The sequence below is a fragment of the Streptomyces sp. BBFR51 genome (assembly GCF_044591655.1).
GTDB lineage: Bacteria > Actinomycetota > Actinomycetes > Streptomycetales > Streptomycetaceae > Streptomyces.
Genome location: NZ_CP172448.1, coordinates 2,821,083 through 2,833,247, shown reverse-complemented (window position 1 = coordinate 2,833,247; position 12,165 = coordinate 2,821,083). Strand labels below are relative to the sequence as shown.

General features: G+C 71.2%; 11 protein-coding genes. 7 read left to right on the top strand and 4 right to left on the bottom strand.

What is annotated here, in order from left to right; genetic code table 11:
- Positions 1-83: 83 nt before the first annotated feature.
- The 3 genes from ACGH7X_RS12915 to ACGH7X_RS12905 are packed head-to-tail and all read right to left on the bottom strand — an operon-like array spanning position 84 to position 2,828.
- Positions 84-1,412 carry a GH1 family beta-glucosidase gene (locus ACGH7X_RS12915; protein WP_399884821.1) on the bottom strand — a complete coding sequence of 443 codons (1,329 nt, stop codon included), beginning with the start codon at positions 1,410-1,412 and terminating at the stop codon, positions 84-86.
- 57 nt (positions 1,413-1,469) lie between these two features.
- Positions 1,470-1,736, bottom strand: coding sequence for a protealysin inhibitor emfourin (locus ACGH7X_RS12910; protein WP_399884819.1), 267 nt, complete (start codon positions 1,734-1,736; stop codon positions 1,470-1,472).
- Between the two features lie 21 nt (positions 1,737-1,757).
- Complete coding sequence (locus tag ACGH7X_RS12905) at positions 1,758-2,828, bottom strand: M4 family metallopeptidase (protein WP_399884816.1); 1,071 nt, start codon at positions 2,826-2,828, stop codon at positions 1,758-1,760.
- 350 nt (positions 2,829-3,178) lie between these two features.
- On the opposite strand from ACGH7X_RS12905, the gene leuA reads away from it, so the two are divergent.
- Together leuA and ACGH7X_RS12895 are read left to right on the top strand one after the other, a co-directional pair.
- Positions 3,179-4,900 (top strand): 2-isopropylmalate synthase, encoded by a 1,722-nt coding sequence (gene leuA / locus ACGH7X_RS12900; RefSeq protein WP_399884814.1) that lies wholly within the window; start codon positions 3,179-3,181, stop codon positions 4,898-4,900.
- Positions 4,901-5,084: 184 nt separating this feature from the next.
- A complete protein-coding gene (locus tag ACGH7X_RS12895) occupies positions 5,085-5,780 on the top strand; it encodes a TerB family tellurite resistance protein (protein WP_399884812.1) in 696 nt (231 codons plus the stop codon).
- Here ACGH7X_RS12895 and ACGH7X_RS12890 read toward each other — a convergent pair.
- A complete protein-coding gene (locus ACGH7X_RS12890) occupies positions 5,777-6,334 on the bottom strand; it encodes a GNAT family N-acetyltransferase (protein WP_399884810.1) in 558 nt (185 codons plus the stop codon). The genes ACGH7X_RS12895 and ACGH7X_RS12890 overlap by 4 nt on opposite strands.
- Positions 6,335-6,586: 252 nt before the next feature.
- Here ACGH7X_RS12890 and ACGH7X_RS12885 point away from each other — a divergent pair, with 252 nt between their 5' ends.
- From ACGH7X_RS12885 to ACGH7X_RS12865, 5 genes are all read left to right on the top strand, one after another.
- The gene (locus ACGH7X_RS12885) at positions 6,587-7,360 is read left to right on the top strand and encodes an SCO2525 family SAM-dependent methyltransferase (RefSeq protein WP_399884808.1); all 774 of its coding nucleotides are present in this window, start codon (positions 6,587-6,589) and stop codon (positions 7,358-7,360) included.
- 69 nt (positions 7,361-7,429) lie between these two features.
- The gene (locus ACGH7X_RS12880) at positions 7,430-9,274 is read left to right on the top strand and encodes an SCO2524 family protein (protein ID WP_399884807.1); all 1,845 of its coding nucleotides are present in this window, start codon (positions 7,430-7,432) and stop codon (positions 9,272-9,274) included.
- Positions 9,275-9,276: 2 nt separating this feature from the next.
- Positions 9,277-10,194 (top strand): SCO2523 family variant P-loop protein, encoded by a 918-nt coding sequence (locus ACGH7X_RS12875; protein ID WP_399896977.1) that lies wholly within the window; start codon positions 9,277-9,279, stop codon positions 10,192-10,194.
- On the top strand, positions 10,191-11,156 hold the full coding sequence (locus ACGH7X_RS12870; protein ID WP_399884805.1) for an SCO2522 family protein: 966 nt from the start codon (positions 10,191-10,193) through the stop codon (positions 11,154-11,156). Before ACGH7X_RS12875 ends, ACGH7X_RS12870 begins: the two co-directional genes overlap by 4 nt.
- A gap of 1 nt (position 11,157) precedes the next feature.
- Positions 11,158-12,138 (top strand): SCO2521 family protein, encoded by a 981-nt coding sequence (locus ACGH7X_RS12865; protein ID WP_399884803.1) that lies wholly within the window; start codon positions 11,158-11,160, stop codon positions 12,136-12,138.
- Positions 12,139-12,165 lie beyond the last annotated feature (27 nt).

Genomic DNA, 12,165 nt, shown 5'->3' with positions numbered 1-12,165 from the left:
CGTCCTCCTCTGCGGCGCGTGCCGCGTGACGGGTGTGTCTGCTGACTCCAGCGTACGACTCCCCGCCGACAGCACCGAGGGTTTTATCCGACCGGTGCCCGCCGCTGGTCGGCGACCAGGTCCCGGAACCACCCGTACGACGCCTTGGGCGTGCGCTCCAGCGTCGCGAAGTCCACGTGGACCAGTCCGAACCGGCGGGCGTATCCCTCGGCCCACTCGAAGTTGTCGAGGAGCGACCACACGAAGTAGCCGCGCACGTCCACGCCCGCCTCGATCGCCCGGTGCAGGGCGCGCACGTGTCCGTCCAGGTAGGCGATGCGGTCCCGGTCGTCGAGGCCCTCGTAGGAGCAGCCGTTCTCCGTGATCACGACCGGCGGGAGCCGGTCGCCGTAGCGGTCGCGGAAGCCGGTGAGCAGCTCCGTCAGCCCCTCGGGGACGACGGGCCAGCCGAAGTCCGTCCGCGGCCGGCCCTCGATCTCGCGCACCGAGAAGGGCAGTTCGGCCGGGAGCGTCACCCCGCCGAACTCGATCTCAGCGCCCTGCGGGGCGCCCACCCGCGTCGGCGCGTAGTAGTTCACGCCGTACCAGTCCAGCGGCTCGGCGACGATCCCCAGGTCGGCGTCGAGCCTTGCCGGGGAGCCCGGCATCAGCTCCCCGATGCCCTCCGGGTACCGCCCGGTCAGGATCGGGTCGGCGAACATCCGGTTCAGCAGGAGGTCGTAGAACTCCGCCGCCTCCCGGTCGGCCGGGTCCTCGGAGGCGGGCCAGGTCGGGCCGTGCGAGTTGGCGATGCCGACGTCCGTGGCGCCCGCCGCGCGCAGGGCCCGTACCGCGAGGCCGTGCGCGAGGAGCTGGTGGTGGGCGACGGGCAGGGCGTCGAACAGCAGCTCGCGGCCGGGGGCGTGGATGCCCAGCGCATGACCGAGCAGGGTGTGCTCGGCGGGCTCGTTCAGGGTGATCCACTTGCCGACCCGGTCGCCGAGCCGGTCGGCGACCACCGTCACGTACTCCGCGAAACGCGACGCCGTGTCCCGCTCCAGCCAGTCCATACCGGCCGGCAGGTCCCAGTGGAAGAGCGTCGGCACCGGCCGCACGTCCGCCGCGCACAGCTCGTCCACCAGGCGGTCGTAGAAGTCGAGGCCGCCGGGGGAGTCCACCCGGGGCCAGGAGACGGAGAAGCGGTACGCGTCCACGCCGAGGCCGGCGAGCAGGGCCACGTCCTCGCGGTGGCGGTGGTAGTGGTCGCAGGCCACCGCCGCCGTCGAGCCGTCCTTGATCCGCCCGGGTTCGGCCGCGAACGCGTCCCACACGGAGGGCCCCCGCAGATCGGCCGCGCCCTCGATCTGGTGCGCGGACGTGGACACGCCCCACAGGAAGCCGTCCGGGAACCGGGGTACCGGGTTCGTCGCCATGCGCGGATCATCCGTACCCCCGGTAAGGGAAGTCAACGCCCGTGCGCGCGGGCCGCGTTACGCACCCTCCTTCAGCACCCGGGAGATCAGCCGCCGCTGCTCGTCCGTCAGCCGGGGATCGGCGGCGTACACCGTCGTCCCGTCCACGGTGAGCTGGTAGCTGAACCCGTCCGGCACCCCGACGGGCGGCGTGCCCCGGCCGTCGGCGACCGCCCGCTCGGCCAAGGCGTGCCACTCGTCCGCGTCGGGGCGTCCCGCGGTCTCGACCTCCGCGTGGCGTTCGATGCCCGCGAAGCCTCCTGTGCGCCTCACCTGAATCCGCATGGACCCGTGTCTAGTACGGAACTACAGCGTCCGCACCCCGACCTGCTCCCACGCCTTGCTCACCGCCTCCAGCTCCTCCGCGTCCCCGTACCGCTCCCGCGCGGCCTTCACGGTCAGCGTGGCGAAGTCCGCGAACAGCGCGTCCTGCGCCAGCTCGCCGCCGGTCAGCACGTCGTACCAGACCTGCCCGGCCCGCTCCCAGGCGTGGCCGCCGAGCGCGGTGGCCAGCAGGTGGAAGGCGTGGTTGGGGATGCCGGAGTTGATGTGGACGCCGCCGTTGTCGCGGCCGGTGCGCACGAAGTCGTCCATCGTCGCGGGCTGCGGGTCCTTGCCCAGCACGTCGTCGTCGTAGGCCGTGCCCGGCGCCTTCATGGAGCGCAGCGCCTCGCCCGTCACGCGCGGGGCGAGCAGTCCGGCGCCGATCAGCCAGTCGGCCTCGGCCGCGGTCTGGCCCAGCGAGTACTGCTTGATGAGGGAGCCGAAGACGTCGGACACCGACTCGTTGAGGGCGCCGGGCTGGCCGTAGTAGGTCAGGTTGGCGGTGTGCTGGGTGACGCCGTGGGTCAGCTCGTGGCCGATCACGTCCAGGGCGAGGGTGAAGTCGAGGAAGATCTCCCCGTCCCCGTCGCCGAAGACCATCTGCTCGCCGTTCCAGAACGCGTTGTTGTACTCGCGGTCGTAGTGCACGGTCGCGTCCAGCGGCAGGCCCTCGCCGTCGATGGAGTTGCGCCGGTACGCCTTGAGGAAGTGCTCGAAGGTGGCGCCCAGGCCCGCGTAGGCGCGGTTCACGGGGGCGTCCTGGCCGGGGTCCTCGCCCTCGCCGCGCACCTTCTTGCCCGGCAGGTCGGTGCCGTGCCGGGCGTCGTAGACCGTGCGCTGCGGCTTCTCGGGCTCGGCGCCCGCGCGCGGGGCCACGGAGGGGGCGCCGATGACCGTGGTCAGACCGCGGCGGGTGCGCTCGAGGGCGTCGCGCTGCAGGGTGCGGCGGGCGGGCCCGGCGAGCACGGGGTCCGCGTTCTCGGCGAGCTTGTCGAGGACGTGGGGCGGCACGATGGTGCAGAAGACGGGCTCGAAGCCCCCGTAGGTCGTCATGTCGGCACACTTGCACTGCGTGACCGTACTGTCACCCCTCGCAACCACGATTGGTGAAAACGGGCGCCAATGCGCCCCCGTGGCCGGTGCCGAGTGGTATACGGCACTTTTTGTCCCGGTTCACTCCGTGGTCCCGCATACTGATACGGACCCGCGTGACCGGCGTGGCTCGGCTAGGGTGCTGGGCATCATGCGATTCGGGCTGCTTCTCCTTAGCTGCCGCGGCGAGGGCCTGTAGAGGCCGACTCCCTCCCCGCGGAGCTTGGTGGTGCCGTCGGCCGTCCTTCCGGACACGCGGACGACGCGGACACCGCCGAGATCCGCGGACATCACGAGGAGCCCACGCCATCATGGCCAACCGCCAGCAGCCCAGCCCCATGCCGACCGCCAAGTACCGCGGCTACGACCAGGTCGACATCGCCGACCGCACCTGGCCGAACCAGCGGATCACCACCGCTCCCCGCTGGCTCTCCACCGACCTGCGCGACGGCAACCAGGCCCTGATCGACCCCATGTCGCCCGTCCGCAAGCGCGCCATGTTCGACCTGCTGGTCAAGATGGGCTACAAGGAGATCGAGGTCGGCTTCCCCGCCTCCGGCCAGACCGACTTCGACTTCGTACGCTCCATCATCGAGGACCCGGACGCCATCCCGGACGACGTCACCATCTCCGTACTGACCCAGGCCCGCGAGGACCTGATCGAGCGCACGGTGGAGTCCCTGAAGGGCGCCAGGCGGGCCACCGTCCACCTGTACAACGCGACCGCCCCCGTCTTCCGCCGGGTCGTCTTCCGCGGCTCCCGGGACGACATCAAGCAGATCGCGGTCGACGGCACCCGGCTGGTCATGGAGTACGCGGAGAAACTGCTGGGCCCCGAGACGGAGTTCGGCTACCAGTACTCGCCGGAGATCTTCACCGACACCGAGCTGGACTTCGCCCTGGAGGTCTGCGAGGCGGTGATGGACACCTACCAGCCCGGTCCCGGCCGCGAGATCATCCTCAACCTGCCCGCCACGGTGGAGCGTTCGACGCCGTCCACGCACGCGGACCGCTTCGAGTGGATGGGCCGCAACCTGTCCCGCCGCGAGCACGTCTGCCTGTCCGTCCACCCGCACAACGACCGCGGTACGGCGGTGGCGGCGGCCGAGCTGGCGCTGATGGCCGGCGCCGACCGCATCGAGGGCTGCCTGTTCGGGCAGGGCGAGCGCACCGGCAACGTCGACCTGGTCACCCTGGGCATGAACCTGTTCTCCCAGGGCGTCGACCCGCAGATCGACTTCTCCGACATCGACGAGATCCGTCGCACGTGGGAGTACTGCAACCAGATGGAGGTCCACCCGCGCCACCCCTACGCGGGCGACCTGGTCTACACGTCCTTCTCCGGCTCCCACCAGGACGCCATCAAGAAGGGCTTCGACGCCATGGAGGCCGACGCGGCCGCGAAGGGCGTCACCGTCGACGACATCGAGTGGGCCGTCCCGTACCTGCCGATCGACCCCAAGGACGTCGGCCGCTCCTACGAGGCGGTCATCCGGGTCAACTCGCAGTCCGGCAAGGGCGGTATCGCCTACGTCCTGAAGAACGACCACAGCCTGGACCTGCCGCGCCGGATGCAGATCGAGTTCTCGAAGACCATCCAGGCCAAGACGGACGCCGAGGGCGGCGAGATCACGCCCGGGGCGATCTGGGAGGTCTTCCAGGACGAGTACCTGCCCAACCCGGACAACCCCTGGGGCCGCATCCAGGTGGCGGGCGGGCAGACCACGACCGACCGCGACGGCGTCGACACCCTCACCGTCGAGGCCACGGTCGACGGCGCGGAGACCACCCTGGTCGGCACCGGCAACGGCCCGATCTCGGCGTTCTTCCACGCGCTGCAGGGCGTCGGCATCGACGTACGCCTGCTGGACTACCAGGAGCACACGATGAGCGAGGGCGCCTCCGCGCAGGCCGCCTCCTACATCGAGTGCGCGATCGGCGACAAGGTGCTGTGGGGCATCGGAATCGACGCGAACACCACGCGCGCCTCGCTGAAGGCCATCGTCTCCGCCGTCAACCGCGCGTCGCGCTGACCAGCCGAATCAGTGGTTTGAGGTCCCGCTCGCCGGAAATCGGCGGGCGGGACCCCGTCATATACCGGCCATATATCTGTGATGGTCACGGAAAGGTCTCGTCCTGGGTACTGACTCCACGTCGGTGATGTGGCTAACATCACGCCAGCGCGACGATGCTGTCGCGCCGTTACGGAGGTGCGACGTGCTGGCTGGACGGGGACGAAACAGCCGAGCTGCCCGGCTGCCACGCATCCTGGGCACCCGCACCGCGTGGACACCCGTCGGCGACGGCGAGTTCTTCTGCCCCGGCTGCGGCGGTGACCGCAACTACACGCGGCTCACCGGCCGCCGCCGCTTCACCCTGCTCGGGGTTCCCGTGCTGCCGCGCGGCGAGTCCGCCCCGACCGTCGAGTGCGCGGCCTGCCGCCGGCACTACGGCACCGACGTCCTCGACCACCCGACCACCACCCGCTTCTCCGCGATGCTCCGCGACGCCGTCCACACCGTCGCCCTCGCCGTCCTGGCCGCAGGCGGCACCTGCTCGCGTACGTCGCTGGAGACCGCGGCCGTCGCGGTGCGCGCGGCCGGCTTCGAGGACTGCACCGAGGACCAGCTGAACGCGCTGGTCGAGGCGCTGGAGGCGGACACCGGCCGGGTCCGCGGCGAGCCCTGCGTGCCGGGTCTGGCGATAGAACTGCACGAGGCGCTCGACCCGCTGGCCCCGCACCTCGCCGCCGTCGGCCGCGAGTCGATCCTGCTCCAGGGCGCCCGCATCGCCCTGGCCGACGGCCCCTACACCCCCGCCGAGCGCGACGCGCTGGCCACGGTCGGCGCGGCCCTGACCCTCTGCTCCGACGACGTGACCCGCCTCCTGGATTCGGCGGGCACGCCCTCCTAGCGCGGATCAGGGGCGCCCGGGAGATCCAGCCGCATGATCTGGCGGTGCATGCCCGGGCCGAAGTAGTCCGGACGCAGACCGCCGTCGGGTTCCTCGGGACGAAAACCCAGGGAACGGTAGAGGAAGATGGCGGCGAGGTTGGCGGGCTCCACGGTGAGGCGCACCACCTCGATGCCGTCCCGGCGCAGCCGCGTCAGGACCTCCCTCATCAGCTCCCGGCCCAGCCCGTGGCGCCGCCGGTCCTGCGTCACGCACAGGCCGAGTATCCAGCTGTCCGCGCCGAGCGCCCGGGTGGCGGCCAGCACGTAGCCGCGCAGCCGGCCGGTGCCGTCGTCGAGGACCAGGAAGTGCTCCTCGTACATGTCGAAGAGCTGGCGCAGCAGGAACCCGGGATAGGCGAACTCCTGGAAGACCTCCTCGTCGAGCCGCCGCAGTTCCGGCAGGTCGGACGTCTGTGCCGTGCGCAGGTCCAGTGGCAGGTCGTCCGGAGGCAAGTCGGGTCGCGTGAGCTGGTCGTGGTGGTCGAGGGAACGTTCCAGCGGTTCGGCGGTCATGCAACCCCCTGGTCAGACAGCGTCAACTCGTGGGCAGCCGTGCCGCCCACACGAAGGAGTGAGGACTCATGTGGCGGCCAGTGTCTGCTTCTCGCTACAGTGAACGTCCAACTTCCCTCATGCAAGGGCGAGTTAAGGTGTGCGACCATGCGCCCGACGTGCGCCGGTCGGATACGGATGGCGTATTCCCCTGCTGTTCGAAGCCGCTGAGTCACTTACCGTGAACAGTAATGGGGATTTGTCCAAAATCGAATGGAACGTGGCAGGGTGACTATGGATCGCAACGCCGACGCGCCGTGGTCGAAGTTCGATCCAGAGGTGTACGTCGACAACAACTACCGGACACCACTCGAAGTGGACCTGCTGATCGTCCGGTTGATGCGTGACTACTTCACCCGCTGCTTCGACGGGGCCCCGACGCACTCGGCGCGCGGCGTCGACGTCGGCGCCGGTGCGAACCTGTATCCCGCCCTGTCCATGCTGCCCTGGTGCGAGAAGCTGGTCCTGCTCGAGTACGCGCACCCCAACGTCGAGTACCTGGAGAAACAGGTCTCGCCGGCCGGGTACGACATCGCCTGGGACCCCTTCTGGGACGTGCTGCGCGAGGCTCCCGCCTACGCCGCCGTCGAACCGAGACCACTGCTCGGCGAGATCGTCCGCGTGGAGCGCGGCAACCTCTTCGACCTGGAGGGCGGGGACCGGCGCTGGGACATCGGGACCATGTTCTTCGTCGCCGACTCCATGTCCGAGGTGCCCGAGGAGTTCCACCGGGGCGTGCGGTGCTTCATGAACGCGCTCGGCGAGGGCGCGCCGTTCGCCGCCGCCTTCATGAAGGAGTCCGTCGGCTACCGAGTCGGCGACCACGACTACCCGGCCTACCGGGTGAACGAGGACCGGGTCAGGGAGAGCCTGGAACCGTTCACCGCGGAGCTGGAAATCCACGATCTGCACCACATGGTGCGGCCGGGGCACGAGGGAATTCTCCTCGCCCTGGGACGGCGCAATTCGGAGATTGCCACCCCGTAGGAACGGGGACCATGCTCAACGGGGGCATGCGGAACACAGGGCAACGAGATCTGTACGAGGGGTGCGGGGATGCAGATCAAGCCACGCCAGCACCTGCTGGACATCTGGCAGGCCATGGCCCGTCACTCGTTCGACGACGGGAAGCTCGTCCGGGGGGACACCGACGGACTGAGCAGCGTCGCGGACGCCGAACGCCTGCTCTGCCTGCTCTATCCGGCCACCGAGGTCCCCGCCTTCCGGCTCGACCAGCCGGACACCACCGAACGTGACGTCCTGCGCGCCCTGGACCGGGTCGGCAGCCGGCTGGAGATCCCGCCCAACCTCATCACCGCGCTGACCCAGTTCATGCGCACCCACACCGCGGCGGACGACAGCCCCACCTTCGCCGGCGGCCACTACTTCCGGCCCTCCGAACCCGACGGCGAGATCACCCACGCCCAGAGCCAGTTGGGCGTGGTCGACTCCTACTCCATGTCCGTCACGCTCTGCCTCGCCACCCTCGGATTCCTCAAGGTCTACGAGGGCACCACGACCCGCCCCGAGGTACGCAGGGCCGTCGCCGAGCTGAGGGACGCCACCAACGCCCGGCTGACCGCCGCGATGATCAGCCTGCTGCGCTCCTTCACCGTCAACGTCTTCGACGCCGAGTCCGAACAGGGCCGGCGGCTGATCGAGGTCATCGGACAGGGCCGGCAGTCCGACCGGCTCGTCCTCCAGCAGTTCTCCCGACGGTTACGCCCCCTGCGCGCCACCATCATCGAGAGCATCTCCAGAGGCATCCAGGTCGACGAGGGCATCCGCGACGAGAGCCAGCTCTTCGAGTGCGGCTGGGCCTGGGGCATCGTCAGGGACGCGCCGGAGATCAGCGACCTCAGCGCCCCCGTACCCGGCCAGCCCGAGGGCATCGCCGACCGGCTGCCCTACGTGTACTTCACCGTCGTCGCCCTCGACGGCATCCAGGACCTGTTCTCCGACCGCACCCTCACCCTCGGCCTGCTCGACGAGGACCAGCAGAAACTCGCCGAGATGCTGCGCCTGCGCTGGGAACTCAGCCAGCAGTACTGGTCCGCGATCGCCCGCTTCGGCACCGACCGCTGGCCGCTGGAGGACCTGCCCTGGCAGACCACCGGACTGCGCCTGGAGTCCGAGTACTTCTCCCTGACCGTCGCCGCCATCGTGGTGCACGACCTGGTCCGCCGGAAGGCCACCGACGACGACCTCACCCGCACCGTCGCCGTCATGGAACGCCTCGCCGACCGGGGCCGGGTCACCAGCCGCATGACCAAGCGGGACACCACGATCCGGCTGCACAACCCGGGCGTCACCATGCCGCTCGCCGGGTCCGAGCACTCCGGCGGGCAACTGCTGTGGCGGATGACCGACTTCTCCGCCCAGCTCCTCAAGCGGAGCATCCAGCTCGCCGAGCTCTCCCGGAACATCGGCGCCCAGGACCGGCTGCTGCGCCTGTCCGAGCAGACCTTCGAGCACCTGTGGTCACGGCGCATCGACGACGAGGAGGGCGCCGGCCTGTGGGACAACGTGCAGGCCGTCTACCCCGAGTCGGACAACGTCTCCCTGCGCATGTCCTGGAGCATCACCGAGCGCGTCACCGAATGCCTCGTCGCCGCCCGCAACCTGTACGAGCAGCAGCCCATCCGCAGCCCCGAACTGGCCGAGATGGCCCGCGAACTGCTCAGTGAGGCCACCCACCTGTTCGGCAAGGAGCAGCTGGAGGCGTCCGCCGCCGCCGACGGAAGCAGAGCGCGGGCCATGCGGAGCATCGAGAGCCGGCTCGACCACGCCCGCAGCCTGGTCGACGACCGGCCCGCGACCGCCTTCGCACTGGCCCTGCCCGTGCTCCAGGAACTCGACACCCTGGCCCAGGCCAGGGGCGCCGCCGCGCAGGAGGTGTGAGCGTGCTCGTCTTCGCCGCCTCCGACAAAGGAGGCACGGGGCGCTCGGTGACCAGCGCCAACCTGGCCTACCAACGTGCCCTCACCGGCGACCACGTGGCCTACGTGGACTTCGACTTCGGCTCGCCCACCGCCGCCGCCGTCTTCGACGTGCCCTCCGCCATGCGCGGCACCGAGGAGCGCGGCCTGCACTCCTACCTGGAGGGCGAGACGGCCGAGCCCGCCAGGATCGACGTCTGGCGGCAGACCGAGCACCCCCTGCTGCGCGCCCGCCCCAACCAGTCGGGCCGCCTCGTGCTGTTCCCCGGCGACGCGGGGGGCGGGGAGTTCGCCACCGGCGAGGAGGCCCTGGAGCGGTGCATCGACCTGCTGCTGCGGCTCAACGGCGAGTTCGACCTCACCGTCGTCGACCTCAGCGCCGGCCGCAGCTACGCCGTCGACATGGTCCTCGCGGCGACCGCCCACCCCCGGATGCGCAACGTCCCCTTCCGCTGGCTGGTCTTCCACCGCTGGACCCGCCAGCACGTCATCGCCGCCTCCGGTCTGGTTCACAAGGACCACGGCATCATCGGCGGCGGCGTCGAACGCGGCCACGACGAGGACGCCCTGCGCGCCGCGATCCGCTTCGTACGGGCCGCCGTGCCCGACCCCGAGTCGCCCCTGTGGTCGCAGGGCTCGCCCGCCCAGGCCGCCTGGATGCAGGCCTGCGACGAGGCCCTGCGCCGGCTCGCCGCCGAACACCGCATCGGCGACAGCGTCGTCCTCGGCGTCGTACCGCTGGAGCCCATACTCCAGTGGCGCGAGCAGCTGATCACCGAGGAGGACGTGCTCTCCACCCAGATCGCCAACAAGGAGACCCTGGAAGCGCTGGAGGAGATCGCCCGGCGCCTGACCGACGACTCGTACTGGGGGCGGCCGTGAGCGACGCAGTGTTCCGCGAGACCGCCGCCGAGCCGCGCACCCAGTCGGTGCCGCTGGCCCACCTCTCCCTGGAGCTGGGCCACCTCTACATGGAGGACTTCGAGGCGGGGCCGGAGCGGCTGCGCGCGCACTTCGCCGAAGTGGGGCCCTGGGTGGCGGCGGCCCGCGCCGCCGCCACCGCCCGGGCCGGCGGCAAACGCGCCCGGATCAGCACCTGCTTCCTCGTCGACGACTACTTCACCCGCTTCTCCACCCCCGCCGAAGTCGTCCCCATGCTGCTCGCGGAGGCCGAGCGGGCCGGGCTGAGCGTCGACTACCTCGCGCGCGAGTCCGGCTGCGCCGTCACCGGCAAGGTGCCCGTCGCCGAGGCGGTGGCCGGCCGCATCGTCGAGTCACCGCCGCCCGGCAGCTACGGCCTGCGCCCGCCCGCCGCGCAGACCGGCTGGCTCGCCAACGGCGAACGCAGCCCCGTCGCCCGCGCCCCGCAGGCGATGAAACGGGCCACCGCCTGGCAGCCGCCCCGCGAGACCGCGGCCCGCCGCCACTCCGTCTTCCTCGACGTCGAACTGTGGAACGACGACGCCGACGGGCACCGCACCTGGTCCTGCCCCTTCCTCGCCGCCGTCTGGCAGCTCGCCCGCCTCGGACTGCTGCGCAACGAGGGCGAGGCCGTCCTCGCCCCCCAGCCGCACATCGCCGCCGGCTTCCCCGACGACTGGGACGAACTGCCCACCCTGCTCCGGCTCAACGACCGCGCCGACCCCTTCGCCGCCTACCGGACCTGCTCGGTCCTGCCCAACCGCTTCCTCCCCGTCGAACACGCCGTTTGCGTGATCCTCGACCAGATCGAGGTCGACCCCGGCGCCCTGTTACAGGTCGCCGAACGCTCCGGACGCGAACGCACCCCCGTCCCGGCCTCGGTCGCCGACCGCGTCTCCTACGTCTTCTACGCGGGACCCTGACATGGCGCCGCGGCAGAGCACCCCGCCCGCCGTCCTCGCCTGCGGCGAGATCCGCACCTGCCTGCTGCCCGCCCGGCAGGCCCTCGACATCCGCTCCGCCGCCCAACTCCTCGGCCTGCGCGCCGACGAACGGGTACTGCTCTCCGAACGCCCCGGCCTCTACGCGCGTTCCACCGACACCCTCACCGGCGTCGACTGCCCGCTGCCCAGCTCCAACGGCGCCCGGATCCGCGCGGTCGGCACCGTCGCCGCCCACGCCGCGCTCACCGAGGGCCGCGTCCTGCAGACCTCCGCGCACTGCCGGCTCCCCGCCACCGGACCCGACCAGCGCCGGCCGTGGGGCGAGTACCTGGTGCGGCCCGGCATCGTCGAACCGCTCGGCAAACTCCCCCACGAGGCCATCGCGCAAGGCGTGCTCGGCGGCCCACGCCACGGCGACCTCGACGTCGGCCTGATCGCCGACGGGCTGCTCACCCGGCTGCTGCGCCACCCCCTGCTCGATCAGCGCCCGCCCTTCCGGTCCCGCCCCACCCGGCTGCGCTGGGTGGCGCTGCCCGCCGCACCGGGCGAAGGCCCCACCCTCGAACGGTTCACCCTCGCCGAGGACGAGCTGCGCACCGTACGCCTGCGCGTGCCCGAGGACACCGCGGACTCCGACCTCGCCGCGCTCTGCGACGACCTCGCCCTGCACGACTGGCTGCTCACCACCGTCGTCCGCATGCTCGACGGCCTCCGGCTCGGCGCCGGAGCGGCACAGGACGCCGGCGCCGTCGTACGGACACTGCGGCCGGCCGTCGACCACCTGCTGCACCTGTGGATGCCCCGGGCCCGCGTGGCCGCCCAACTGGCCGCGCTGTGGGACCCGCTGGAGGAACGGCCCGGCTTCACCCGGCAGTGGCAGGCGCTGGTGCAGCGCATCCGCGACCAGCTCACCCTGCACGCCATACCCGCACCCCACCGGGAGGTGGAACCAGCCCCCTGACCGGGCGCCCCAGGGACCCGGTACCCG

Bases quoted from the DNA above. Each gene is read 5' to 3' on its own strand.
- ACGH7X_RS12865 (WP_399884803.1), top strand. From the start codon at position 11,158: ATGGCGCCGCGGCAGAGCACCCCGCCCGCCGTCCTCGCCTGCGGCGAG.
- ACGH7X_RS12885 (WP_399884808.1), top strand. From the start codon at position 6,587: ATGGAACGTGGCAGGGTGACTATGGATCGCAACGCCGACGCGCCGTGG.
- leuA (WP_399884814.1), top strand. From the start codon at position 3,179: ATGGCCAACCGCCAGCAGCCCAGCCCCATGCCGACCGCCAAGTACCGC.
- ACGH7X_RS12910 (WP_399884819.1), bottom strand. From the start codon at position 1,736: ATGCGGATTCAGGTGAGGCGCACAGGAGGCTTCGCGGGCATCGAACGC.
- ACGH7X_RS12915 (WP_399884821.1), bottom strand. From the start codon at position 1,412: ATGGCGACGAACCCGGTACCCCGGTTCCCGGACGGCTTCCTGTGGGGC.
- ACGH7X_RS12880 (WP_399884807.1), top strand. From the start codon at position 7,430: ATGCAGATCAAGCCACGCCAGCACCTGCTGGACATCTGGCAGGCCATG.
- ACGH7X_RS12890 (WP_399884810.1), bottom strand. From the start codon at position 6,334: ATGACCGCCGAACCGCTGGAACGTTCCCTCGACCACCACGACCAGCTC.
- ACGH7X_RS12905 (WP_399884816.1), bottom strand. From the start codon at position 2,828: ATGACGACCTACGGGGGCTTCGAGCCCGTCTTCTGCACCATCGTGCCG.